This is a genomic window from Faecalibacterium sp. BIOML-A4 (assembly GCF_009679665.1).
GTDB lineage: Bacteria > Bacillota > Clostridia > Oscillospirales > Ruminococcaceae > Faecalibacterium > Faecalibacterium taiwanense.
Genome location: NZ_WKZG01000003.1, coordinates 17,063 through 40,650 on the forward strand (window position 1 = coordinate 17,063; position 23,588 = coordinate 40,650).

Here is a 23,588-nt window from a genome sequence, read left to right on the forward strand (position 1 = left end):
CATGAATCAGAATCCTTCCGTCCGTAAACTGGTGCGCTGCGGCGTGGTCGCAGCCATTTATGTTGTTCTCTGCATGGCTCTGCAGCCGCTCTCCTATGGTGCGGTACAGGTGCGTGTGGCTGAGGCGCTCTGCCTGCTGCCGGTGTTCGGTGCCGAGTACATTGCCGGTGTGGTACTGGGCTGCTTTTTGGCAAACCTGCTGGGCTCCACCATCGTGGATGTCATCTTTGGCACCCTTGCCACCCTGCTGGCCTGCCTTGTCACCTACAAGCTGCGGAACATCCGCATCAAGGGTCTGGCTGTGGCGGCTTCCCTGCCGCCGGTGCTGTTCAATGCGGTGATCATCGGCATTGAGATTGCCGTCATGTTCCCGGACCCCACCTCCAGCGCTCCCATCTGGCTGGCCTGCATCACCAACGGCATCTCCGTAGGTATCGGCGAGCTCATCAGCTGCACCGTTCTGGGTGTGCTGCTGGTGAAGATCATCGAAAGCAGCAAGGCCCTGCGCAAAATTTTTGCAGCTTAATGACCGCAAGGAGGTTTCCATGCAGGCAAACGGAATGATCTTCTGGGACTGGAACGGCACTTTGATGGATGATGTTGATTTCACCCACAGCTGTCTCAACTGGATGCTGGAGACCCACGGTTATCCGCAGCGGTACGATCTTGCCGCTTACCGGGAAATTTTCGGTTTTCCCATTGAGGAATACTACATCCGCGCCGGTTTCAACTTTGCAAAGCACCCTTATGCAGAGCTGGCCGAGCGCTTTATGGAACATTATAACGCAGGCGTGGATGCCTGTCCCCCCTCTGCACACGCTGCCGAAACGCTGGCCGAGCTTTCGCGCCGGGGCTGGCGGCAGAGCGTGCTTTCCGCCTCCCGCCGGGACTACCTGATCGAGCAGGTAGCCGCACGGGGCCTGCAGGGCTATTTTACTGAGTTGCTCGGCCTTGCAGACATCTATGGCGTAAGCAAAGTGCAGGTGGGCAAACAGTGGCTTGCACAAAGCGGCATCGCCCCTGCTGCCTGCGTGATGGTGGGCGACACCCAGCACGATGCCGAAGTTGCAAAGGCCCTTGGCACAAAATGCGTGCTCTACACCGGCGGCCACCAGTCCCGCGCGCGGCTCGAGGCTGTGTGCCCAAATGTCATCGACGATCTGGCACAGCTGCCGCAGCTGCTGGAAACCTTATAATGTACATCTGACCACTTCTGATTTGCAAAAATCAGAGGTGTTTTTTGTTTTAGCTGGCTCGCCCTCTCAGTCTCGCATTCGCTCGCCAGCTCCCCCAAAGGGGGAGCCTCTGGCGAAACCGGAAACTTTGCGTGGATTGCCAAGGCCTCCCACTTTGGGGGAGGTGGATGCGACCAGCGGGAGCAGACGGAGAGGGCGAGGCTGTTCGCCTCCACCACATATCTTTTCCTTTTATGAACCCCCTTCCAGCGCAAATTTACAGAAAATTCATTCAAAATCCGGCTAAAATAACCTTGCAGGTTTGACGCGTCTGCCGCTTTGGTGTATCATATATGTGTGTATTTATGTCTATCTCCGGGAAGCATTTTCCCGAATTTGATCTATGAGGTGTTACCAATGTCCCTTGTTGAAAAACTCTTTGGCAGCTTCTCGGACCGGGAGCTGAAAAAGATCAACCCCATTGCCAAGCAGGTGCTGGCTCTGGAAGAAAAATATGCCGCCATGCCGGATGCCGACCTGCAGGCACAGACCGCTGTGTTCAAGCAGCAGCTGGCCGACGGCAAGACCACCGATGATATCCTGCCGGATGCCTTTGCCGTCTGCCGCGAGGCCGCATGGCGCGTGCTGGGCATGAAGCACTTCCCTGTGCAGGTCATCGGCGGCATTGCCCTGCACCGCGGCGATATTTCCGAGATGCAGACCGGTGAAGGCAAGACTCTTGTGGCTACCCTGCCCGCCTACCTGAATGCCCTCACCGGTGAGGGCGTGCATGTTGTCACCGTCAACGATTACCTTGCCAAGCGCGACAGCGAGTGGATGGGCAAGCTCTACCGCTGGCTGGGCCTTTCTGTCGGCCTGATCGCACAGGGCATGGACGGTGATGCACGCCGCGCCGCCTATGCCGCCGACATCACCTACGGCACCAACAACGAGTTCGGCTTCGACTACCTGCGCGACAACATGGTGACCTATAAGGCCAACATGGTGCAGCGCGGCCACGCCTATGCCATCGTCGATGAAGTGGACTCCATCCTGATCGATGAAGCCCGCACGCCCCTGATCATTTCCGGCCGCGGCGAGGATTCTTCCAGCCTGTACACACAGGTGGACCGCTTTGTGCGCACCCTGCGCAAGAGCGTGGTGGTAGAGCTGGAGGATAAAGTCTCTACCGACGAGCAGACCGACGGTGATTACGTCGTGGACGAAAAGCACAAGACCTGTACCCTGACTGCCAGCGGCATCAAGAAAGCGGAAGCCTACTTCAAGGTCGAGAACCTTGCCGCCGCCGAGAACATGACCCTTGCCCATCACATCGATCAGGCCATCAAGGCTTACGGCGTGATGCAGCGGGACATCGATTACGTGGTCAAGGATGGTCAGGTCATCATCGTGGACGAGTTCACCGGCCGTCTGATGATCGGCCGCCGCTACAACGAAGGCCTGCATCAGGCCATCGAAGCCAAGGAGGGCGTGAAGATCGCCGCCGAGAGCAAAACGCTGGCTACCATCACCTTCCAGAACTACTTCCGCATGTACAAAAAGCTGTCCGGTATGACCGGTACCGCCAAGACAGAAGCCACCGAGTTCACCGAGATCTACGGCCTGAACATCGTTACGGTACCCACCAACCGCCCCCGTCAGCGCATCGATTATCCGGATGCCATCTACAAGACGGTCAACGGCAAATACAATGCCGTTATCCAGCAGGTGCTGGAATGCCACCAGAAGGGCCAGCCCGTGCTGGTGGGTACGGTCAGCGTGGAAAAGAGCGAGACCCTTGCCAAGATGCTGCAGAAATACACCCGCGACTTCAACGTGTTGAACGCAAAGAACCACGAGCGTGAAGCCGAGATCGTGGCGCAGGCCGGCAAAAAGGGTGCCATTACCATTGCCACCAACATGGCAGGCCGTGGTACCGATATCATGCTGGGCGGCAACGCCGAGTTCATGGCCAAGGCCCAGATGCGCAAGGAACACTTCTGCGAAAACCTGCTGAACCCGGAAAAGCCCGAGGATGCCGACCCGGCTGCAGTGGAAATGCTGCTGACCGAAGCCAACGGCCACGGCGATACCGAGGATGCCAACATCCTTGCTGCCCGCAAGCGCTTCGATGAGCTGTACGCCCAGTGCAAGCCCCAGATCGATGCCGAAGCTGAGCAGGTGCGCGCTGCAGGCGGCCTGTTCATCATCGGCACCGAACGCCACGAGAGCCGCCGCATCGACAACCAGCTGCGCGGCCGTGCCGGCCGTCAGGGCGACCCGGGTGCTTCCCGCTTCTACCTGAGCCTGGAAGATGACCTGATGCGCCTGTTCGGCGGCGACCGCGTCTCCAGCCTGATGGATACCCTCAAGATCGACGAGGACACTCCCATCGAGAACCGCATGATCACCAACACGCTGGAAAGCGCCCAGAAAAAGCTGGAAGGCCGCAACTTCGAGATCCGCAAGAACGTGCTGAAGTACGACGACGTGATGAACCAGCAGCGCGAGATCATCTATGGTCAGCGCCGCAAGGTGCTGGATGGCGAGGATATCAGCACCGAAATGCACAAGATGCTGCGCGAGAACATCGATTCCAGCTGCGACCAGTTCCTGGCCGGTGATGTGAAGGACGACTGGGACTTTGGTGCCCTGCGCCGCCACTATCTGGGCTGGCTGACCACCGAGGAAGACCTCCACTACACCGTGGCCGACTTTGACGCTATCTCCCGCAAGGGCATTGCCGACCAGCTCTATGACCGCGGCATGAAGATCCTCGCCGACAAGGAGCAGCGCTACGGTACTCCCATCATGCGTGAGCTGGAGCGCATCTGCCTGCTCAAGTGCGTGGACCGCATGTGGATGGACCACATCGACAACATGGACCAGCTGCGTCAGGGCATTGCGCTGCGCGGCTACGGCCAGAAGGACCCCGTTGTGGAGTACCGCATCGAGGGCTTTGACATGTTCGACCAGATGGTGGATTCCATCCGTGAGTCCAGTGTGAAGATGTTGCTGACCATCGAGATCCGTCAGGCCGGTGCTGCCCCCAAGCGTGAGCAGGTGGCAAAGCCCACCGGCGAAGGCTTTGTGCCCGGCAACGGTGCACCCGGTGCCAAGGGTGCACCCCACGGCCAGCCTGTGCGTGTCATCAAAATTGGCCGCAACGACCCCTGCCCCTGCGGCAGCGGCCTGAAGTGGAAAAAGTGCACCTGCGCCAAGTACCACCCGGAAGGCACATCGACGAACGAAAACTAAGTAAAAAACCTCTCAGGCTCTGCCATAAGGCAGGGTCTGGGAGGTTTTTGATAAAATAGAGGGAGTTGATTTTGGAATGATCACACCAGAAAAACTGCTCGAATCCGCAAAGGAGCTGGAAACCCAGCTGCGCACATGGCGGCGCACCCTGCACCGCCACCCGGAGGTAGGCTTTGACCTGCCCGAGACAAAAGCGCTGGTCAAAAAAGCCCTGACCGAGATGGGCTATGCCCCGCAGGACTGCGGCAAGTGCGGCGTACTCGCGCTAGCGGGCGGCAAGCGCCCCGGCAAGACCATCCTGCTGCGCGGTGACATGGATGCTTTGCCCATTCAGGAAGAATCCGGTGAGGAATTTGCTTCCGAGATCCCGGGCCGGATGCACGGCTGCGGCCACGATATGCACACCGCCATGATGCTGGGCGCGGCAAAGCTGCTGAAGGCCCACGAAGACGAGATCGAAGGCACCGTGAAGCTGGAATTCCAGCCTGCCGAGGAGATTTTTCAGGGCTCGCTGGACATGCTGAAAAACGGCCTGCTGGAAAACCCGAAGGTGGATGCCGCGGTGATGTTCCACGTTCTGGCCGGGATGCCCCTGCCGGTGGGTACGGTGCTGGTGCCGGGCGGCGGCATCACCATGGCAAGCTGTGAGCAGTACCACATCACCGTACACGGCAAGGGCGGCCATGGCTCCATGCCCAACGCCTGCATCGACCCCATCACCGCAGCGGCCCACATCCACATTGCCCTGCAGGAGATCAACAGCCGTGAGCTGGACCCCGCCAAGTTTGGCGTATTCACCACGGGCCGGTTTGAAGCTGGCAAGGCATCCAACGTCATCCCGGATTCTGCCGATATGTGGGGCACTATCCGCACGGTGGACCCCGAAGGTGCCGTGAGCGAGCAGATCCACCAGCGCATGACCGAGATCGCGCAGGGCGTGGCGGCAGCCTATCGCTGCACTGCTGATGTGGAGTTCAGCGACCACTGCCCCTGCATGGTGGTGGATACGCCTCTTGCCAAGAATGCCCTGACCTATATGACCGAACTGCTGGGCCGTGGTGCCATGGATATGACCGTCCTCACCGGCGGCAAGCCCGGCGGCGGCAGCGAGGACTTTGCCTTTGTCAGCCACGAAGTGCCTACCGTAAGCATGTTTCTCTCCGCAGGCAACGCCAAGGAGGGCTATGTTTACGGCCAGCACCATCCCAAGGTACGCTTTGACGACAGCGTGCTGTACGAGGGCTCTGCAGCCTATGTTTATATGGCTCTGCGGTGGCTGAGCGACCACAAGGCATAACCATTCGGAAAATTTATCATTTATTTGAACCTCCGAAAAATCTGCGGATTTTCCGGAGGTTCTTTTTCACGGATGGGTTCGGAGCAGCACGCTGCATCTCTTAAAAATCGCCTTTATAAACAAAAAAATCCCGGAAGGTTCACACCCTCCGGGGTCTTTTTTATATCAGCTTTGCCCCCGCATGGGGCAGGCTGTCGGCACCAAGGCTCTGCAGTCTCTGCGGCAGCGCGGTCAGGTCGCCGCCGGTGTAATACCACGCAGCGGCAAATGCGGCCAGTGCCAGAATCAGCAGAAAAATCAGGGCATTCCGCACCCTGTGCCGTTTGCGCGGCGCTGCTGTCGGTGCATCCGGCTCCGGCTTGCCCGGCAGGCGCTGCGCCGTCAGGGCATCTGCCGGGATGGCCCTGCCGTATTTTTGCCAGCTTGTCCCCGCCGCCTGCGGCAGACCGGAGGCCGCCCGGCGGATCATATCCAGCAGCCACAAAGCAGGCATATCTGCATTGGCCACTGTGCGCACCCAGCAGCCTTTCCGGCTGCCCAGAAACAGCACCGTGTCCTCGGCGCGCTCCAGACACCCGGCTGCAAAGTCTGCACCCACAAGGCGCTGCGCTGCCCGCACACGGGTAAGCTTTGCCGGCACCGGCCCGCCCTTGACCCGGCAGACCTTTGCGCTCAGCTTTTCCCGCACCTTTGCATCGGCATAGCTCATGGCTCCAAAATCAAACACTTTTTCTGCGCCGGCCACCGTTTCCATCCGGGCTTCCAGCAGAGTGCCTGCATCCGCATCACAGCATACCAGCAGCCTGTGGTGCGTTTCCAGCGCCTGCACCGCTGCATGAACAAGGGTCATCTCCCCTTCTCCGTACAGCTCTACCGCAAAGCGGTCTGCCAGCGCTTTCCGCGCCTTGCTCAATGCCGCGGGCGTTTCGGCCTGCAGGGCCGCAAGCACCTCTGCCCCACGGCCACGGCACTGGGCAGCAAGTCCTGTCTGCTGCACTGCCTGTTGTACTGCCCACAGCGGTGCGCCAAACAACCGCAGCACACAGGTGGTCTGCGTTTTTTCTTCGTGTATCAACTGCTTCACCCCCGCGGCCCGGGGCCGCTCGTATTAACCCTTGAGGAAGGTGCTGTCCAGTGCCGTCAGAGCCGCAGTATCATGCCGGGCGCTTTTTGCCAGTGCCTGTGTATCTGCAGGAACTTTGCCCTGAGCCAGACGCAGCGCCAGTTCCAGTGCCGCCTGTGCCGCGCGGGCACGCACCAGCGCACGGTCAGGGCGGGAGACGAAAAGCTTTTTCACATAAACGCTCTCACCGCAGGCCGCACCCAGATACACCGTGCCCACCGGGCGGACGGCATCGCCGCCGTTGGGGCCTGCCAGACCGGTGACGCTGACAGCGATATCGGCCCCGGCAGCTTCTGCTGCGCCAAGTGCCATCTGTGCCGCCACAGGAGCAGACACCACATTGTATTTTGCAATGACTGCCGGTTCCACACCTACCATTTTTGCCTTGGCCTGCTCCCAGTAGGTAACAAAGCCGAAGCCGAACACCTCACTTGCACCGGACACATTGGTCAGCCGCTGGGCGATCATGCCGCCGGTGCAGCTTTCTGCCGTGGCAATGGTGAGCCCCTTTTTCTTCAGGGTGTGCACCAGAGTCTCTTCCAGACCGGTCACATCCTCATCATACACCGCATCACCCAGCAGATCATAGAACTTTGTGGCGTATGCGCGGCACATTTTTTCGGCTGAACTGTCGGTTTCTGCCCGGGCAGTAATGCGGATCTCGCACTCGCCGGTCTTGCAGTAGATGGCGGCGGTGGGATTTGCGTTTTCCAACAGATGCCGCACACGGTATTCGATATCGCTTTCGCCGCCCAGCACCCGCAGCGTGATGGAATGCAGGGTGCAGTTCTGGCGGGCCAGCAGCAGCGGGCGCACGCTCTCCTCCCACATGGCTTTCATTTCGTGAGGCACGCCGGGCATCAGCACAGCACAGTGACCATCCTGTTCAAACCATGCCCCAGGGGCAGTGCCGTGGTTATTGATGATCTTGTGGCCGTTCACCGGCACCATGGCCTGCTTGCGGTTATTGGGGGCAGTCTTGCGCCCGGTGCGCGTGAAGAAATCCACGATCTTCTGCCATTCTTCCGGGTCAAAAGCCAGCGTATCACCGTAGCATCCAGCAACCGTCTCCTTGGTCAGGTCGTCCGCCGTGGGGCCAAGGCCGCCGGTGAACACCAGCAGGTCGCACCGCTGCTTTGCCTCGTTGACGAAATCCGCCAAACGGCCGTGGTTGTCGCCAATGGTGCTCTCGCGCTGGACGGTGATGCCCAGAGCCGCCAGTTCCCGGCTGAGGTACTGGGCGTTGGTGTTGAGAATGTTGCCGAGCAGCAGCTCGGTGCCCACACTGATGATCTCTGCTGTCATGGCTTTCACCCCTCAAATTCGACCTGATCGGTGATACGGATGCGGATGCGCTCGGCGCTCTCTGCTGCTTCGGCTTCCAGCGCGGCAAGGCCGGGCATGGCGGCTTCGGCCTCCAGAATTTCGGCCAGTTCCGGGCGGATCTTCGGGTGCGGCGGGGTGAAGATGGTGCAGCAGTCCTCGTAGGGCAGGATGCTGGTCTCAAAGGTGTTGATGTGGCGTGCCGTCTCCACGATCTCGGTCTTGTCCATGCCGATGAGCGGGCGCAGGATGGGCAGATCCTGCGCAGCATCGGTGCACTGCAGGGCCTTGACGGTCTGGCTGGCTACCTGAGCCAGACTCTCGCCGGTAACAAGGGCTTCGCAGCCCTGCTTCTTGGCAATAACGTTGGCAATGCGCATCATGCTGCGGCGCATCAGCACCGTGAACAGCACATCCGGAGCATTATCCCGGATGTACTCCTGCGGCTTGGTGTAGGGCACGACGAACAGATTGGAGCTGCCCGTATAGATGCTGGTGAGCTGCGCCAGAGCTTTTACCTTGAGCTTTGCGCGCTCCGAAGTGTACGGCGGAGACGCAAAGTGGATGTGGTCCAGTGCCAGACCGCGCTTTGCCATGCGGTAAGCCGCCACGGGACTGTCGATGCCGCCAGACAGCATGTTCAATGCACGGCCGCTGGTGCCCACGGGCAGACCGCCCTCGCCGGGCACTTTGGGGCCGTGGATGTAGGCGCCGTAATCACGAATTTCTACGATCACCTTGAAATCCGGGTTATGCACATCCACCTTGAGGTAGTTGTGTTTGCCCAGCAGATAGGCACCCAGCTCCCGCATCAGTTCAGGGCTGGTCATGGGGTAGGTCTTGTCGGAGCGGCGCGCCTCCACCTTGAAGGTGCGGATGCCGTGCAGGCTGGCGCCGAGGTAATCCTCAGCGGTCTGGCAGATGGTGTCAAAGTCCTTGTCGCAGACCACGGCGCGGCTGAGCGCCGCAAGGCCGAACACCTTGCTCACCCGGTCAAAGGCGAGGTCCATATCCACGTCCTCTTCCTCAGGCTCCATGTAAAAGGTGGACTGGGTGCAGTAGACCTTGAACTTGCCCACGGTCTTGAGCCGGTAGCGCAGAATTTTCATCATCGCCGACTCGAACTGGTTGCGGTTGAGGCCTTTCAGGGACATTTCACCCTGATAGCCCATGATAATTTCATGCATAAATGTTGTATCTCCTGATCGTAGGATTTGTAATAGATAACTTTTGAGGGACCCCAAGTCACCTTGGGTGACAGCCCTCTCTGAGATGGGGCCTTTGGCATAACGGAAAAGTTGTCCGCTATATCCCAAAGGCTCCCTCCTTGAGGGAGCTGGCACGGCGTAGCCGTGACTGAAGGAGTCTCACTTCCGGATCTTCTGCAGATGCTTCATGCCGTCCTCAAAGCGGTTGAGAAAAGCATCCACATCCTCGGGGGTGTTGTCGCCGCAGAAGGACACGCGGATGGCCGTGTCGATGGCAAGCGGGTCTTTGCCCATGGCTGCCAGCGTGTGGCTGGGCTGGCCGCGGCCGCAGGCACTTGCCGAGGAAACATACACCTGTGCTTCGGCCAGCCATGCCAGCATGGTCTCGCTCTTGATGCACATCTCGCTGAAGTTCAGCACCTCGGGCACCGCGTTTTCCGGGCTGTTGAGCTCCACCTCCGGGAAAGCCTTCAGCCCGTCCCGCAGACGCTGGTTCAGGGCCTTCATAGCGGTGTCACGGCTCTTCATGGTCTTGGCAAGACGGGTGGCGGCTGCGGCAAGACCCATGGCGTAGGGCAGGTTTTCGGTGCCCGGGCGCAGGCCGCGCTCCTGCTCACCGCCGAGGTACGGCGGCCGGAACGCCTGCACCAGACGGTCAGAAAGATACAGCGCGCCAATGCCCTTGGGAGCGTGGATCTTGTGGCCGCTCACCGACAGGGTATCGATGTTCGTCAGCTTGATGGGCACACGCATCCACGCCTGCACTGCGTCCACATGGACAATGGTGCGGCTGTTGCGGCGCTTGACCTCGGCGGCAAGGTGTTCCACATCGTTGCGGGTGCCCACCTCGTTGTTCACCATCATGCAGGCCACGAGGATGGTGTTCTTGTCCACATACTCCAGCATTTCGTTGATATCCAATGTGCCGTCCGGGCGGGGCTTGACCACCGTGACGTTGTAGCCCTGCTTCGCCAGCTCTTCCAGCGGGCGCTGGACGCTTGGGTGCTCAAAGCCGGACACCACGATGCCCTTGCCGAAAGTGCGGGTGCGCACCGCGCCCAGCAGGGCCAGATTGTTGCTCTCGCTGCCGCAGGAGGTAAAGTACAGCTCCTTTGGCTTGCAGCCCAGTGTACGGGCCACAGCGGCACGGGCGGCGTTCAGCGCTTCCTCGCTGCGGGCACCGGGGCCGTACAGGCTGGACGGGTTTGCCCAGTGTTCCCGCATGGCCTTGTCGATGACATCCGCCACCTCGGGAGCCACCATGGTGGTAGCGGCGTTATCCAGATAATGCAATTCAGGGTTTTGCAGCATAAAAGGGATTCCTGCTTTCTGTTTTCATAATAATCCAGTTTAATTATAGCACAGAAAGCTGTAGAACGCAAAATATTCGCGTTTGCGAGCGCAGCGCAGCAATGAAAGCCCCAGTGGGGCTTTTAAGCGACAGAACGGTCTTGCGCAGCAAGATGGAGGGGCCTCGCCCCGACAAGTTCGTATATGTTTTTCCTTGACAAACACCCCGGCATTGTGCTATCTTTACTGCATAGAGACCGTATCTCTGCTGACGGAACCTTGTGGAGCACCACAGTGCAGGGATGGCGGGAGAGTCAATGCCGACCGTCTGGGCAGCCTTGCGCAATTGCTGCGCAAAGCTGCCTTTTTTGTTGTCGGAAGTTGTTTTTATAAGCAGGGTGCGTTGAATGGCGGGATTTTTTGTCCGCAGACAAGGCGATTTTTCGCAGCAATCCTGACGGATTGCAAGGGGAAGCAACGCAGGATGCGAGCAAAAAGGCCGTTCAGGCAGCATGCAATGCTTGTGAAAACGACTTTCAAAGGAGGATGTCTGATGAAAACCGATATCGAGATCGCACAGGAAGCCAAAATGAGACCCATCACCGAGATCGCCGCCCAGCTGGGCCTTTCCGATGAGCACGTGATTCCCTATGGCCGCTACAAGGCCAAAATCGATCACCGCCTGATCCATGATGCCAAAAAGCAGGGCAAGCTGATCCTTGTCACTGCCATCAGCCCCACCCCGGCGGGCGAGGGCAAGACCACCACCAGCGTGGGTCTGGCCGATGCCATGAACGCTCTGGGCAAAAAGACCATGCTCTGCCTGCGTGAGCCGTCCCTCGGCCCCGTGTTCGGTGTCAAGGGCGGCGCAGCCGGCGGCGGCTATGCACAGGTGGTGCCCATGGAGGATATCAACCTGCACTTCACCGGCGACCTGCACGCCATCGGCACGGCCAACAACCTGCTGGCCGCCATGATCGACAACAGCATCCAGCAAGGCAACCCGCTGAACATCGACCCCCGCCGCATCACATGGAAGCGCTGCATGGACATGAACGACCGCCAGCTGCGGTTCATCGTGGACGGTCTGGGCGGCAAGGTGAACGGCACCCCCCGCGAGGACGGCTTTGATATCACCGTTGCCAGCGAGGTGATGGCAATTTTCTGCCTTGCCACCAGCATTTCCGATCTGAAGGAGCGTCTTTCCAAGATCGTATGCGCCTACACCTACGACGGCAAGCCCGTCACTGCCGGTGAGATCGGTGCTGCCGGTGCCATGACCGCCCTGCTGAAGGACGCGCTGGACCCGAACCTTGTACAGACGCTGGAAAACAACCCCGCCATCATCCACGGCGGTCCCTTTGCCAACATCGCCCACGGCTGCAACAGCGTGCTGGCTACCAAGCTGAGCCTTTCTCTGGCCGACTATACCATCACTGAAGCAGGCTTTGGTGCTGATCTGGGCGCAGAGAAGTTTTTGGATATCAAGTGCCGCTACGCCGGTATCGCTCCCTCTGCCTGCGTGCTGGTGGCCACTGTGCGTGCCCTCAAGAGCCACGGTGGCGTGGCAAAGGCCGACCTGAGCCAGCCCAACCTCGAAGCCGTCAAGGCCGGTGCATCCAACCTCATCCGCCACATCGACAACCTGAAAAATGGCTTCGGCCTGCCGGTGGTGGTCGCCATCAATGCCTTCCCCACCGATACCGCCGAAGAGCAGGCCTACGTGGAGCAGGTGTGCGCCGAGCAGGGTGTTCCCTGCGTGCTGAGCGAGGTGTTCGCCAAGGGCGGCGAGGGCGGCAAGGCGCTGGCCGAGAAGGTGCTGGAGGTGCTGGAGGATCGTCCCATCCAGTACACCTACCCGCTGGAAATGCCCCTGAAGGACAAGATCAACGCCATCGCCACCAAAATTTACCGGGCCGACGGCGTGAACTACAGCGCCGCCGCCAGCAAGACACTGGCCGAGCTGACTGAGATGGGTTACGGAAACCTGCCCGTGTGCATCGCCAAGACCCAGTACAGCTTCAGCGACAACGCAAAGCTCATCGGTGCCCCCACCGGCTTTACCATGGAGGTGCGCGAGGTGCGCCTTGCTGCCGGTGCAGGCTTTGTGGTGGTCATCTGCGGTAATATCATGACCATGCCGGGCCTGCCCAAGAAGCCCGCCGCTGTGGGCATCGATGTGGATGCCAACGGCAAGATCACCGGCCTGTTCTAAGTTTCAAGTAAAAAATAAGAGGTTCGCTCAGTGAACGAACCTCTTATTTTTTATCCTTCTGTGTGGCTGCACAGATAATCCGTCCATACGGCATACCCGGCGGGTCTCAAATGGTAGCCGTCCGGCTGGGCGTAGCTTTCGATCAGGTCGCCGTTTTCATCTGCCAGCACTTCCCACAAGTTGAGAAAATAGCAGTTCTTTTCCAGCGCAATGGCTGCCAGCTCATTGTTGATCTGGCACAGGCGGTCGCGGTTCAAGCCCTCATGGCCGGACTTCTGGCATACTTCCGGCCGCACCGGCGTGATGGACTGCACATAGATCTTTGCATTTGGCAGTGTCTGGCTCAGCATGTCCAGCATCAGCCGGTAATAGGTCAGAAAGCTGCTATAATCGGTATCGCGGCCCAGCACGTTGGTGCCCAACAGAACATAAATAGCTCTGGGCTGCTGGGCGGTCAACGCTTCCAGCGGCACCTCAGCCACGCCGTCGGTGCGCTTGCAGGTGGTGCCGTTAACGATCACGTTCGGCCCAACACCCTTGTACGCACAGAACATGGCGTTCTGCATTCCTTCTTCGTACAGCTGCATGCCCTGCGTCAGGCTGTCGCCCACAAAGCTCACGTCATTGAACCATTCCTTGCCCACAGCCGTGCTGCTCTTTGGCAGCGCCGCCATACGGAAATCCAGCGCAGTGGCCGCGCTGTCTGCAAGCGTCTGCACCGTGAGCTGCCGCGCCACCGCGTAGGAGGCCGTGTTCCAAGTATTATCCTGTGTTACCTCCTGCAGGATGGTGTTCTGCCCAACGCCGGAGGGCCGCTGTTCCCGGTGCAGGCTCTTCCACAACATCCCGATGGCTCCCACCAGCAAAAGCAGCAGCAGCAAAGCTGTCGCCATGAACCGCCTGCGCCAGCGTTTGCGCAACACGCGCCGCCGGTATTCCTGATAGTCTGCCATGCTGTCTCCCTCACTTTTCTGCCCGGGCTATGCTGCGGGCTTTCTCGTTCTTAGTATACCATATCTGTGCATTCCGGCAAGACCCGTTTTCTGCCAGAGTGCCTAAAATTGCAGATTTATTTTGCACGCAGGCATGCCATTGTGTGCAAAAAGCCCGCCTTCTATCGGGTCAAAAGCTTGCATCCTGTACCATAGATGTGTTATACTGAACTGAACTACTATTGATAGGGAGGCTTTCACGATGGCATTTACTCCAAAACTGACTTATAAAGGCAAGCCCCTCGTCCGCAAGGACAATGAGCTGTACTACGGCAATATGACCGACCCATATGTGCTCTATCTGCAGATCACGACCACCAAGCCTGTGGGCGATCAGCAGGTTGCAGACAAGGTCCACCTGATGCTGCTCTCTACCGACACCACCAAGGCTCCGCAGGAGCGCGTGATGCGTCAGACTACCAAGATCGGCCTGTACAACGCTTTGGACATCGGCAGCATCTGGCTGCAGAAGGCAAACGCACAGTAAACAAAAAAGACCGCTGCACCGGAGTGCAGCGGTCTTTTTTGCTTATTCTTCGGTCACTTCAAAGTCGAGTGGCTTGCCGCAGTTTGGGCACTTGGGTGCGCCGTCCAGCAGTTCGTCTTCCTCAAACACGGCGGTGGTGCCGCAGTCCGGGCAGGTCACTTCGTACTGCACGGGGCCATCCTCGGCATCCTCTTCGGCATCCTCTTCGCCATCCCCTTCCAGAGCGACCTCAAAGGTCACGCCGCAGTGCGCGCAGTTGGCTTCGCCTGCATCCAGATCATCCTCGCTGACGTAAACGGTCTCGCCGCAGTTGGGGCAGGCCACTTCATAGAACGGCTCGCTGGCGATGTCATCATCCTTGGCATCGTCATCGTCGTCGCCGTCGGAGTCCTCATCCTCAGCGTCCTCGCTTTCGCCGTCTTCGTCCTCCTCCTCGTACAGATCTGCTTCCAGATCTTCCAGCTCATCGCTCAGGTCGTTGATCTGGTCGTAGGCGCGGGAAAGATCTTCGTCCACGCTCTCGATGACCTCAGCCATTTCACCCAGCAGTGTGCTCATGGCCTTGATGATCTTGCCCTCTTTGGTGGTATCATCAATGCCCAGACCATCGACCAGACCCTGCAGATAAGCTGCCTTTTTGTTCAGTTCCATACGAATGCCCTCCTTAAAATGAGAAAAATCGGAGTTTTAAAAAAACCGGGCAAACGGTTGCCCGCAGCCCGGTTTGGCGTTAAAGGGATCAGACGCGCTCCATATACTCGCCGGTGCGGGTATCGATGCGGATGTGGTCGCCCTCGTTGATGAACAGAGGCACACGAATCTCAGCACCGGTCTCGACGGTAGCGGGCTTCAGGGTGTTGGTGGCAGTGTTGCCCTTGACACCCGGCTCGGTCTGGGTAACTTCCAGCTCGATGAAGTTGGGGATCTCGACGCTGAACACCTTGCCCTTGTAGCTCAGCAGCTTGCACAGCTCGTTCTCCTTGCAGAACTTGAAGTTATCGGGCACATCGGCTGCGTTGACGGGGATGTCATCGTAGGTCTCGTTGTCCATGAAGTGGTACAGATCGCCATCCTCGTAGCTATAGGTCACGTCCTTGCGCTCGATGAAAGCCTGCGGGAACTTTGCGGTCGGGTTGTAGCTGGTCTCAACCACAGAGCCGGTAATCACGTTCTTGGTCTTGGTACGGACAAAGGCAGCGCCCTTGCCGGGCTTCACGTGCTGGAACTCAACGACCTGAAGAACCTGGCCGTCCTGCTCAAAGGTCACGCCATTGCGAAACTCGCCTGCAGAAATCATAGGAATTCCTCCATTAGTTTAATCTCAAATGCTTAACGCATATCTCTATTTATTTTACCCAATCCGTTTGCATTTGGCAAGGGGTTTCGGCAAAAAAGACGATAAAAACACAAAATTTTTTACGTTTTGCACGCTGCATGGTACATCTGCTGCATAGCCCCGGCATCCTCAGCCTGCGTGCCTGCGCTCTCGCAGATGATGACCGGCTGCAGCTTCCGCTCAGCCAGCAGTTCCATCAGCGGCTGCGGCTCCGGGCCGAACTGGGTCTCGGCAAAGGTCCAGTGGCGCTTTTCGCCGCCCGCCGAATACTCGATGCGGGAAAAATGCACATGGAACCGTTCTGCCCGTTGGTCCCCCAGCTTTTCTGCCATGCGGTCAAGGATGGCAGCGTAGTCCTCTTTCGAGCGGATGCCGCCCAGAGTGCGGGCATTCAGGTGGCCGAAGTCGATGCAGGGCGTAATGCGCTTATCCACGCTGCACAGCGCCAGCACCTCGTCCAGTGTGCCCAGCTGGCCGATCTTGCCCATGGTTTCCGGGCAGAGAGTCATATCGGCAAAGCCTGCTTCGTCCAGCGCTTCCACGGCACGGCGCATGGTATCCAGCGCTTTTTCAAGGGCCGCTTCCCGGCTCTGCTTGCCGCAGCTGCCGGAGTGGAAGATGATGCGTCTGCCGCCCAGCGCTTTGCACACCGCCGCACTTTGCAGCAGATACTGGATGCTGTTGAGCCGCTTTTCCTCTTCCAGACTGGACATGCTGATATAATACGGCGCATGCACGCTGAACAGGATATCCTTTGGCCCGGCCAGTGCGGCCATTTTTGCAGCCTTGTCCAGCCCCAGACGCACGCCGCGCCCGCACTGGTACTCGAAGGCGTTCAGTCCCATCTTTGCGGTGTACTCCGGCACATCCAAGCTGCTTTTGTAGCCTTGGGCGGCAAAGCTGTCGCTGGTGCCTGCGGTGCCGAACCGGATCTTCCAATCGCTCACAGAGTCTTGCCTCCCCGGTCATAGTATTTCTGCCAGTGTTTTTTCTCCCACTTACGCTTGAGGATGACCTGCGCACCGAGGTCCGGGCCGCGGGGCACCACCATCAAGCCCGGAATGCCGTACAGCGCTGCCGCCATGCGGTCGGCATAGAGCTGGTCGCCCACCATCGCCATCTGACGGCGCTTCACGCCCATGCGGTGCTGCGCTGCCATCAGAGCAAAGGGCAGCGGCTTTGCGGAGCGGTACAGGTACGCAAGGCCCAGCTTCTGGGCAAAGGGCCGCACCCGCTTTTCCGCACCGTTGGACACGATGGTGAGCCTGACACCTGCCCTGCGCATAGTGTCCAGCCACACGGCCACATCTTCCGGCAGCTCCTGACTGCGGTCGGCGGTGAGGGTGTTATCGATATCCAGCACCAGCGCAGTGATGCCTTTTTCCGCCAGCCATTCCGGCGTGATGTGGGTGACATCCTTGAAAACGTATTCGGGGGTGATGAGCATAGTATTTCTCCCTGCAATGAAAATAGGGGAGCCTGCAATACAGGCTCCCCTACATCGGCGTTAGCAACGCGTATGAAATCTAAAGCAACAGCGATTTCAAGTGATCAATTACTTGAACTTGCGCTTGCGGGCTGCTTCGGACTTCTTCTTGCGCTTGACAGACGGCTTCTCGTAAGCCTCGCGCTTACGGACCTCTGCGAGCACACCGCTGCGAGCGGTGCTGCGCTTGAAGCGACGCAGTGCGCTTTCCAGCGACTCGCCCTCTTTAACACGAATTTCCGACATCTTATTCCCTCCCTTGGACCGTGAGGCAGGAATTTCGTTGTTACATGGTAACTAACAGTAGACAGTATAGCGCATTTTCTCCGGTTCGTCAACCTTTTTTTGAAAGTTTTTTGCGCAAAATCTTTGAAAAGATTTTGAATAAACGTTCCCGGGTGTTTTATGCGCCAGTCCGCCTCTGCGGGTAGTTGTATATCCAGCCTTTCGGCAGGGTATCGGTTGGTTTAGCCCTTGACAGCCAGATTGACCAGACGGCCCTTGACGTAGATCTCCTTGACCAGCTGCTTGCCTTCCAGAGCGGCAGCAACAGCGGGGTCAGCCTTGGCGGCAGCAATGGCGGCAGCAGCGTCAATGTCGGCAGCCACCTTCAGGCGGGCCTTCACCTTGCCGTTCACCTGCACAGCGATCTCCACTGTGCTTTCCACGCACTTGGCCTCTTCGTACTTGGGCCAGGGGTAGTAAGCCAGCTGCTCGTCGTGACTGTGGCCCAGCTTCTCCCACAGCTCTTCGGTCATGTGGGGAGCAAACGGGTTCAGCAGCTGAACAACGGTCTCCAGCTCGGCCTTGGTCGCGCCGCCGTTGTCGTACAGGGCGTTCACCAGCGTCATGAGCTGGGCAATGGCGGTGTTCATCTTCAGGGTCTCGATGTCAGCGCCCACCTTCTTGATGGTCTGGTGCATCAGGGTCTCGACCTGCGGGCGATAGCCCTCGCCCTCCACCAGCTTGTCGCTCAGCGCCCACACGCGGTCCAGGAAGCGGCTGCAGCCTGCAATGGCAGAGGTCTGCCACGGTGCAGCCTGTTCAAAGTCGCCCATGAACATCTCGTACAGACGCATGGTGTCAGCACCGTACTGGTCCACCACCTCGTCCGGGTTGATGACGTTACCCAGAGACTTGGACATCTTCACGATGGGGTGGCGTGCCATTTCGCCGTACTTTTCTTCCAGAGCCTTTTCAGCGGCCTTCTGGCTGCCGTACTCCTTCAGCAGCTTTTCCTGCTCCTCAGCGGGCAGGTTGACAAAGCTGTGGGGGTTCAGGCCCAGGATCATGCCGTGAGCGGTGCGCTTCTGGTAGGGTTCCGGAGAAGGCACAGCGCCGATATCATACAGGAACTTATGCCAGAAACGGCTGTACAGCAGATGCAGGGTGGTGTGCTCCATGCCGCCGTTGTACCAGTCCACCGGAGACCAGTATTCCAGAGCTTCCTTGGAAGCAATGGCATCCTTGCAGTGGGGGTCCATGTAGCGCAGGAAGTACCAGGAAGAACCGGCCCACTGGGGCATGGTGTCAGTCTCGCGGGTAGCGGGGCCGCCGCAGCAGGGGCAGGTAGTCTTGACCCAGTCCTTGTGGCGGGCCAGCGGAGATTCTCCGTCCGGACCCGGCTCAAAATCGGTGATGTCCGGCAGGGTCAGGGGCAGGCTGCTCTCGGGCAGGGGCTGCCAGCCGCACTTTTCACACTTGACCATGGGGATGGGCTCGCCCCAGTAACGCTGACGGCTGAACACCCAGTCGCGCAGCTTGTAGTTGACCTTATCGCAGCCCTTGCCGTTTGCCTCCAGCCAGTCGATCATCTTTTTCTTTGCATCGGTGACGGACAGGCCGTTCAGGAAGCCGGAGTTGACCAGCGTGCCGGTGGCCACATCGGTGAAGGCGGCTTCGTCCAGATTGGACGGGGTATTGCCCTTGACCACCTCGATGATGGGCAGGCCGAACTTCTTGGCAAACTCCCAGTCGCGGGTATCGTGGGCGGGCACAGCCATGATGGCACCGGTGCCGTAGGTGGACAGAACGTAGTCCGAGATAAAGATGGGGATCTCGGTATCGTTGACCGGGTTGATGCCCATGACGCCTTCCAGCTTGACACCGGTCTTTTCCTTGTTCAGCTCGCTGCGCTCAAAGTCGCTTTTGCGGGCTGCCTCGGCCTGATAGGCCTTGACGGCATCGGCATTCTTGAGGATGCCCTTGTCCAGCCACTCCTTGACCATGGCATGCTCCGGAGAAACGACCATGTAGGTGGCACCAAACAGGGTGTCGCAGCGGGTGGTGTACACGGTCAGGGTATCGCCTGCGGTGGTGCCGAAGTTGACTTCTGCGCCGTGGCTGCGGCCGATCCAGTTCTTCTGCTGGGTGGCAACGCGCTCAATGTAATCCAGACCGTCCAGACCATCGATCAGCTTATCGGCATAAGCGGTGATCTTGAGCATCCACTGGCTCTTGACGCGGTGAACGACCTCGCTGCCGCAGCGCTCGCACACGCCGTTGACAACTTCCTCGTTGGCCAGCACGCACTTGCAGCCGGTGCACCAGTTGACGTTCATTTCCTTCTTGTAAGCCAGACCATGCTTATACAGCTGCAGGAAGATCCACTGGGTCCACTTGTAGTACTCGGGGTCGGTGGTATTGATCTCACGATCCCAGTCAAAGGAGAAGCCCAAAGCCTTCAGCTGGCTGCGGAAGTGGTCCACATTGTTCTTGGTGACAATGGCCGGGTGGATGTGGTTCTTCATGGCAAAGTTCTCAGTGGGCAGGCCAAAAGCGTCCCAGCCCATGGGGTACAGCACATTGTAGCCGTTCTGACGGCGCTTGCGGCTGACCACGTCCAGCGCGGTGTAGCTGCGGGGATGGCCTACATGCAGGCCGGCACCCGACGGATACGGGAACTCGACCAGTGCATAGAACTTGGGTTTTTTGTGGTCGATCTCGACATGGAAGGTCTTTTCGTCCTCCCACACCTTCTGCCACTTGGCTTCAACTGCCTTGTAATCGTACTTCATGTTGTTAATCAGCTCCAGACTTTATCCAAAATACCGTTGCTTGGGGGCGTATGCTTTCAAGCTATCTGCCTTTGCCAGAAAACCCTCTCCGTCATCGCTGCGCGATGCCACCTCTCCCGAAGGGGAGAGGTTTTGTGCAGACCGCAGCCTTCCCTCTTTTGCGCAAGCTCCCCCTTTCGGGGGAGCTGTCAGGGCGGACGCCCTGACTGAGAGGGTTCTTTTTTCAGGTAGACAGCTGTTTGCCTGAATCATTCAAGGGTGCTGTCGGGGGTGAGGTACTCGGAGATATCAATGGGCTCACCATCTGCCCACAGGTGCTCCAGATCGTAATAGGTGCGGGTGTTGGGCACGAATACGTGCACGATGACGTTGGAATAATCCAGCAGCACCCAGTTCTTGGAATCGTAGCCCTCCGTGCTGTAGGGTTCCAGCCCCTTCTGAGAAAGCTCAAATTCCACCTCGTCGGCCAGAGATGCCACCTGCGTGGTGGAAGTGCCGGAGGCAATGACAAAGTAATCGGTGAGCACGGTCAGGCTTTCCACCTTGAGCACGCGCACATCGTGGGCCTTTTTCTTATCCAGGATCTTTGCGATCTCAATGGCAAGCGCCTTGCTGTCGTTGAAGTTCTCCATATGTTTTTCCTTTCTGTCAGTTTCAGTTTGCGGAGCCTGCGGCCTGACCATCGGTGGTAACAGCGCCTTCAAGGTCTGTCTCGCCGCTCAGGATGGCATCGTCCGACTCCTTATCGATGCGGCCCATATACTGCACGTTGGCATCGGTGGATGCACTGCCGTGGGGCCACTCGTCGGTGACAAGGTTCATTTCGCTCACATCAATGGGGCCGGTGTAGGTGCAGAAATACTGGTTGAGCAGGTTTGCAATGGAACCCGCATCCGGCACCACGCAGGAGTAACCGGCAAAGGTGTCGGTCTTGCCCACATTGGGCACGCCCATGAACACCGGCGTCTGCGCCAGAATGATGTTGGAGCTGTCGAGCTTGAGGAAGGACACCACCAGCTTTGCAATGGTGGAAATATCCATATCCGTCTTGATATAGTTCTTGAACACCAGCGGCAGCTGGTTCAGGATATCGGTAACGCCCATGGCGCGGGCACGCTTGAACAGGCCGGCATAGAAATAGCGCTGCATGTTCAGGCGGTCGATATCGGAATTGGCGTAGCCGTCGCCGTGGCGGCAGCGCACAAAGAACTCTGCCGATGCACCGTTCAGATTGCGGTAGCCCTTGAGCAGCTTGCTGCCGCCGTAGGACATATCGTGAGGGATATACACCTCAATGCCGCCAAAGTTATCCACCATATCCACCAGTGCCTGCATATCCACCGTCACATAGTAATCGATGGGCAGTCGGAACTGATCGTAGATGACATCGGCCAGAGCGGCGATGCTGCCGCCGTTGGAGATTGCCACCGAGTTGATCTGATAATTCGTGGCGGCGTAGGTCTTGCCATTGGAAAGGGTGATTTTTTTGTTCTTGGTGGTGACAAGGCTGTTGCGGGGGATCTGCAGCATCCGCAGTGCACCGTTCTTGATGTCGAACTGCACGTACAGGATCATGTCGGTCATGCCGTCGTTGGAAGTGGGGTCGTTGGAATAATTGCGGCCCTCTTCATAGTCGATGCCGCAGACCAGAATGTTCACCACATCGCCCTTGTATTCCTCAGCTGTCTTGACCTCTTCCTCAATGGTGGGGGTGCTGTCGTCCGGGCGGATGCTGTCCTCCACCTTGTTTACAAGGCTGACTCCGTACACCACCACACCGGAGATCACCGCGATGATGGCCATGACCACTGCAAAAGGCAGCCAGAGGGGCATTTTCTTTTTCTTTTTGCGGCGGCGCGGCGGCTTCTGCCCTGCTCCCTGTGCCGGGCGGCGCGGCGGCTCATTGTGTGCACCGCCTGCGCTCTGCTTTGCATCCGTGCTGGACGCAGCGTGGCGCGGTGCGGCTGCTGCCGGATCCGGCCGGTTCAGAGAACGCGAAGTATTGATATGGCGTGGCGTCTGGCTCATGCTTTTTTGTATCCTCCAGATTTTCGCGGTCCTGCAAAAAAATGTTCCTGCAGACCTGTCATGCTCTTAAGTATAGCATTATCCGACGAAATCTGCAATCCGTTTTCTGTTTCCGCTTGTTTCAGAGCATCTGTGCTCTCACCGTTCATTCTTCCCGCTGCGGGCAAGGATATCCTCATAGGCAGCCTTGGACATCGGGTCAAGGGGCTTGCCCTGCGAGAGCACGAAATCGTTGGTCTGCTTCAGCGCGGCCAGCATAGCGGCATCCAGATTCTTTTTTTCCAGCTTGCGCAGCTTTTCCACGCCGGGCCAGTCCCGCTCCGCGCTGGTCATATCGGCCAGATACAAAATTTTGTCAAGCCGGGTCATGCCGGGTTTGCCCGCCGTGTGGCAGGCAATAGCGCTAAGCACCGCTTCGTCGGTCACACCCCACTGGGTGCGGGCCAGAATGGCGGCGCACACGCCGTGCCACACCGGGGCCGGGCGCTCTTCGCCGCCCTCGGCATACTGGGGGTAAGCGCGCAGGATCTCGCGCATCTCATCCTTGCTGATCTCCTTGGCCGAGTCGTGCAGCAGGGCTGCCAGCGCGGCGCGCTCCTCATCCTCACCGTAGATCTTTGCCAGCTTGACGGCCATTTTTTTTACATTCAAGGTATGCTCATAGCGCTTATCGCTCAAGCGGCCGCGCACAAGCTCCTTTGCCTGTTTGAGGTTCATTGGCTGATACTTCCTTTTTGTAGAGTTTCTCCCGGCGGATGACCGCCCGCACCGCCTCCGGCAGCTCAGCTTCACACCCTTCGCCTGCAGTCAGACGGGTGCGGATGTCGCTGCTGGCCATGGGCAGCGCCTGTACCGGTGCAAACAGGATGCGTGCCCCGGTGGGGTCCAGCCGGAGAGCCTTTGCGTGCAGCTCGGGGTCGTCGCCCACATGGCGGCTGGTGACCACCAGATGGGCAAGGCGCAGGATGTCCTGCCAGCGGTGCCAGCCGTCAAAGCTCAGCAGCATATCGCTGCCAATGGCAAGGTACAGCTGTGCCCCGGGATTTTCCCGGGCCAGTTTTTCCACCGTGAGCACCGTATAGTTGCGGTTTCCGGCAGCGGCCTGCTCGATCTCCCAGCCGCTGACTTCCAGCTGCGGGATGGTGTCCGCATCCTCTTCCAGTGCATGGAAGCAGCTGCACATTTCCAGCCGCAGTGCGCCCGGCGCAGAGGTCTTCTGCTTGAAGGGCGAAAGCCCGGCAGGCATCACCACCACCTTATCCGGCTGCACGCGGGCAGCGGCAGCGCGCAGATTGTTCAGGTGGCCGTTATGGGGCGGGTCAAATGTACCGCCGTAGAGAAGAACTTTCATTT

At 58.8% G+C, this 23,588-nt stretch carries 21 protein-coding genes and 1 riboswitch; of the genes, 6 read left to right on the forward strand and 15 right to left on the reverse strand.

Going from position 1 to position 23,588, the window contains the following annotated elements; genetic code table 11:
• The first annotated feature begins 1 nt into the window (after position 1).
• The 4 genes from GKG34_RS02880 to GKG34_RS02895 all read left to right on the forward strand — a co-directional run bounded on the left by GKG34_RS02880 (position 2) and on the right by GKG34_RS02895 (position 5,730).
• Positions 2-526, forward strand: a complete 525-nt coding sequence (locus GKG34_RS02880) for a QueT transporter family protein (protein WP_005944292.1) — start codon at positions 2-4, stop codon at positions 524-526.
• A 19-nt stretch (positions 527-545) separates the two neighbouring features.
• Positions 546-1,196 (forward strand): HAD family hydrolase, encoded by a 651-nt coding sequence (locus GKG34_RS02885; RefSeq protein ID WP_120080046.1) that lies wholly within the window; start codon positions 546-548, stop codon positions 1,194-1,196.
• Between the two features lie 396 nt (positions 1,197-1,592).
• A complete protein-coding gene (secA, locus tag GKG34_RS02890; RefSeq protein ID WP_154255559.1) occupies positions 1,593-4,433 on the forward strand; it encodes a preprotein translocase subunit SecA in 2,841 nt (946 codons plus the stop codon).
• A 76-nt stretch (positions 4,434-4,509) separates the two neighbouring features.
• Entirely contained in the window at positions 4,510-5,730 is a 1,221-nt protein-coding gene (locus tag GKG34_RS02895; RefSeq protein ID WP_154255560.1) for a M20 family metallopeptidase, read from the forward strand.
• 160 nt (positions 5,731-5,890) lie between these two features.
• On the opposite strand, the gene GKG34_RS02900 is transcribed toward GKG34_RS02895, so the two are convergent.
• The 4 genes from GKG34_RS02900 to GKG34_RS02915 form a co-directional block, all read right to left on the reverse strand.
• Entirely contained in the window at positions 5,891-6,805 is a 915-nt protein-coding gene (locus tag GKG34_RS02900) for a hypothetical protein (protein WP_154255561.1), read from the reverse strand.
• Positions 6,806-6,838: 33 nt separating this feature from the next.
• Positions 6,839-8,158: a competence/damage-inducible protein A gene (locus GKG34_RS02905; RefSeq protein WP_154255562.1), complete on the reverse strand. Its 1,320-nt coding sequence runs from the start codon at positions 8,156-8,158 to the stop codon at positions 6,839-6,841.
• Between the two features lie 5 nt (positions 8,159-8,163).
• Positions 8,164-9,363 (reverse strand): tRNA uracil 4-sulfurtransferase ThiI, encoded by a 1,200-nt coding sequence (gene thiI / locus GKG34_RS02910; RefSeq protein WP_005944312.1) that lies wholly within the window; start codon positions 9,361-9,363, stop codon positions 8,164-8,166.
• A 180-nt stretch (positions 9,364-9,543) separates the two neighbouring features.
• Positions 9,544-10,695, reverse strand: a complete 1,152-nt coding sequence (locus tag GKG34_RS02915; RefSeq protein WP_154255563.1) for a cysteine desulfurase family protein — start codon at positions 10,693-10,695, stop codon at positions 9,544-9,546.
• 233 nt (positions 10,696-10,928) lie between these two features.
• Positions 10,929-11,015: riboswitch (ZMP/ZTP riboswitch) on the forward strand.
• Positions 11,016-11,227: 212 nt separating this feature from the next.
• On the opposite strand from GKG34_RS02915, the gene GKG34_RS02920 reads away from it, so the two are divergent.
• A complete protein-coding gene (locus GKG34_RS02920; protein WP_120080034.1) occupies positions 11,228-12,889 on the forward strand; it encodes a formate--tetrahydrofolate ligase in 1,662 nt (553 codons plus the stop codon).
• 50 nt (positions 12,890-12,939) lie between these two features.
• Here the strand turns inward: GKG34_RS02920 and GKG34_RS02925 are convergent, their stop codons facing one another.
• Positions 12,940-13,842: a GDSL-type esterase/lipase family protein gene (locus tag GKG34_RS02925; protein WP_005944322.1), complete on the reverse strand. Its 903-nt coding sequence runs from the start codon at positions 13,840-13,842 to the stop codon at positions 12,940-12,942.
• Between the two features lie 241 nt (positions 13,843-14,083).
• Here GKG34_RS02925 and GKG34_RS02930 point away from each other — a divergent pair, with 241 nt between their 5' ends.
• Positions 14,084-14,368, forward strand: a complete 285-nt coding sequence (locus GKG34_RS02930) for a hypothetical protein (protein WP_097775268.1) — start codon at positions 14,084-14,086, stop codon at positions 14,366-14,368.
• A 42-nt stretch (positions 14,369-14,410) separates the two neighbouring features.
• On the opposite strand, the gene GKG34_RS02935 is transcribed toward GKG34_RS02930, so the two are convergent.
• From GKG34_RS02935 to nadD, 10 genes are all read right to left on the reverse strand, one after another.
• A complete protein-coding gene (locus GKG34_RS02935; RefSeq protein WP_154255564.1) occupies positions 14,411-15,019 on the reverse strand; it encodes a CD1247 N-terminal domain-containing protein in 609 nt (202 codons plus the stop codon).
• 88 nt (positions 15,020-15,107) lie between these two features.
• On the reverse strand, positions 15,108-15,665 hold the full coding sequence (efp, locus tag GKG34_RS02940; protein WP_005928281.1) for an elongation factor P: 558 nt from the start codon (positions 15,663-15,665) through the stop codon (positions 15,108-15,110).
• Positions 15,666-15,784: 119 nt separating this feature from the next.
• Positions 15,785-16,651: a TIM barrel protein gene (locus tag GKG34_RS02945; protein ID WP_118526306.1), complete on the reverse strand. Its 867-nt coding sequence runs from the start codon at positions 16,649-16,651 to the stop codon at positions 15,785-15,787.
• A complete protein-coding gene (locus GKG34_RS02950; protein ID WP_154255565.1) occupies positions 16,648-17,151 on the reverse strand; it encodes a YqeG family HAD IIIA-type phosphatase in 504 nt (167 codons plus the stop codon). The genes GKG34_RS02945 and GKG34_RS02950 overlap by 4 nt, the downstream gene beginning before the upstream one ends.
• Before the next feature lie 108 nt (positions 17,152-17,259).
• A complete protein-coding gene (gene rpsU, locus GKG34_RS02955) occupies positions 17,260-17,436 on the reverse strand; it encodes a 30S ribosomal protein S21 (protein WP_005928271.1) in 177 nt (58 codons plus the stop codon).
• A gap of 221 nt (positions 17,437-17,657) precedes the next feature.
• The gene (leuS, locus tag GKG34_RS02960; protein WP_154255566.1) at positions 17,658-20,207 is read right to left on the reverse strand and encodes a leucine--tRNA ligase; all 2,550 of its coding nucleotides are present in this window, start codon (positions 20,205-20,207) and stop codon (positions 17,658-17,660) included.
• Positions 20,208-20,455: 248 nt separating this feature from the next.
• Positions 20,456-20,839 (reverse strand): ribosome silencing factor, encoded by a 384-nt coding sequence (gene rsfS / locus GKG34_RS02965; protein WP_154255567.1) that lies wholly within the window; start codon positions 20,837-20,839, stop codon positions 20,456-20,458.
• A gap of 22 nt (positions 20,840-20,861) precedes the next feature.
• Complete coding sequence (locus GKG34_RS02970; protein ID WP_243139197.1) at positions 20,862-22,235, reverse strand: LCP family protein; 1,374 nt, start codon at positions 22,233-22,235, stop codon at positions 20,862-20,864.
• Between the two features lie 138 nt (positions 22,236-22,373).
• Entirely contained in the window at positions 22,374-22,952 is a 579-nt protein-coding gene (yqeK, locus tag GKG34_RS02975) for a bis(5'-nucleosyl)-tetraphosphatase (symmetrical) YqeK (RefSeq protein WP_005944360.1), read from the reverse strand.
• Entirely contained in the window at positions 22,903-23,586 is a 684-nt protein-coding gene (gene nadD / locus GKG34_RS02980) for a nicotinate (nicotinamide) nucleotide adenylyltransferase (protein ID WP_005944362.1), read from the reverse strand. The genes yqeK and nadD overlap by 50 nt, the downstream gene beginning before the upstream one ends.
• Positions 23,587-23,588 lie beyond the last annotated feature (2 nt).

Bases quoted from the DNA above. Each gene is read 5' to 3' on its own strand.
- GKG34_RS02880 (WP_005944292.1), top strand. From the start codon at position 2: ATGAATCAGAATCCTTCCGTCCGTAAACTGGTGCGCTGCGGCGTGGTC.
- GKG34_RS02885 (WP_120080046.1), top strand. From the start codon at position 546: ATGCAGGCAAACGGAATGATCTTCTGGGACTGGAACGGCACTTTGATG.
- secA (WP_154255559.1), top strand. From the start codon at position 1,593: ATGTCCCTTGTTGAAAAACTCTTTGGCAGCTTCTCGGACCGGGAGCTG.
- GKG34_RS02895 (WP_154255560.1), top strand. From the start codon at position 4,510: ATGATCACACCAGAAAAACTGCTCGAATCCGCAAAGGAGCTGGAAACC.
- GKG34_RS02905 (WP_154255562.1), bottom strand. From the start codon at position 8,158: ATGACAGCAGAGATCATCAGTGTGGGCACCGAGCTGCTGCTCGGCAAC.
- thiI (WP_005944312.1), bottom strand. From the start codon at position 9,363: ATGCATGAAATTATCATGGGCTATCAGGGTGAAATGTCCCTGAAAGGC.
- GKG34_RS02915 (WP_154255563.1), bottom strand. From the start codon at position 10,695: ATGCTGCAAAACCCTGAATTGCATTATCTGGATAACGCCGCTACCACC.
- GKG34_RS02920 (WP_120080034.1), top strand. From the start codon at position 11,228: ATGAAAACCGATATCGAGATCGCACAGGAAGCCAAAATGAGACCCATC.
- GKG34_RS02925 (WP_005944322.1), bottom strand. From the start codon at position 13,842: ATGGCAGACTATCAGGAATACCGGCGGCGCGTGTTGCGCAAACGCTGG.
- GKG34_RS02930 (WP_097775268.1), top strand. From the start codon at position 14,084: ATGGCATTTACTCCAAAACTGACTTATAAAGGCAAGCCCCTCGTCCGC.
- GKG34_RS02935 (WP_154255564.1), bottom strand. From the start codon at position 15,019: ATGGAACTGAACAAAAAGGCAGCTTATCTGCAGGGTCTGGTCGATGGT.
- efp (WP_005928281.1), bottom strand. From the start codon at position 15,665: ATGATTTCTGCAGGCGAGTTTCGCAATGGCGTGACCTTTGAGCAGGAC.
- GKG34_RS02950 (WP_154255565.1), bottom strand. From the start codon at position 17,151: ATGCTCATCACCCCCGAATACGTTTTCAAGGATGTCACCCACATCACG.
- rpsU (WP_005928271.1), bottom strand. From the start codon at position 17,436: ATGTCGGAAATTCGTGTTAAAGAGGGCGAGTCGCTGGAAAGCGCACTG.
- leuS (WP_154255566.1), bottom strand. From the start codon at position 20,207: ATGAAGTACGATTACAAGGCAGTTGAAGCCAAGTGGCAGAAGGTGTGG.
- rsfS (WP_154255567.1), bottom strand. From the start codon at position 20,839: ATGGAGAACTTCAACGACAGCAAGGCGCTTGCCATTGAGATCGCAAAG.
- GKG34_RS02970 (WP_243139197.1), bottom strand. From the start codon at position 22,235: ATGAGCCAGACGCCACGCCATATCAATACTTCGCGTTCTCTGAACCGG.
- yqeK (WP_005944360.1), bottom strand. From the start codon at position 22,952: ATGAACCTCAAACAGGCAAAGGAGCTTGTGCGCGGCCGCTTGAGCGAT.
- nadD (WP_005944362.1), bottom strand. From the start codon at position 23,586: ATGAAAGTTCTTCTCTACGGCGGTACATTTGACCCGCCCCATAACGGC.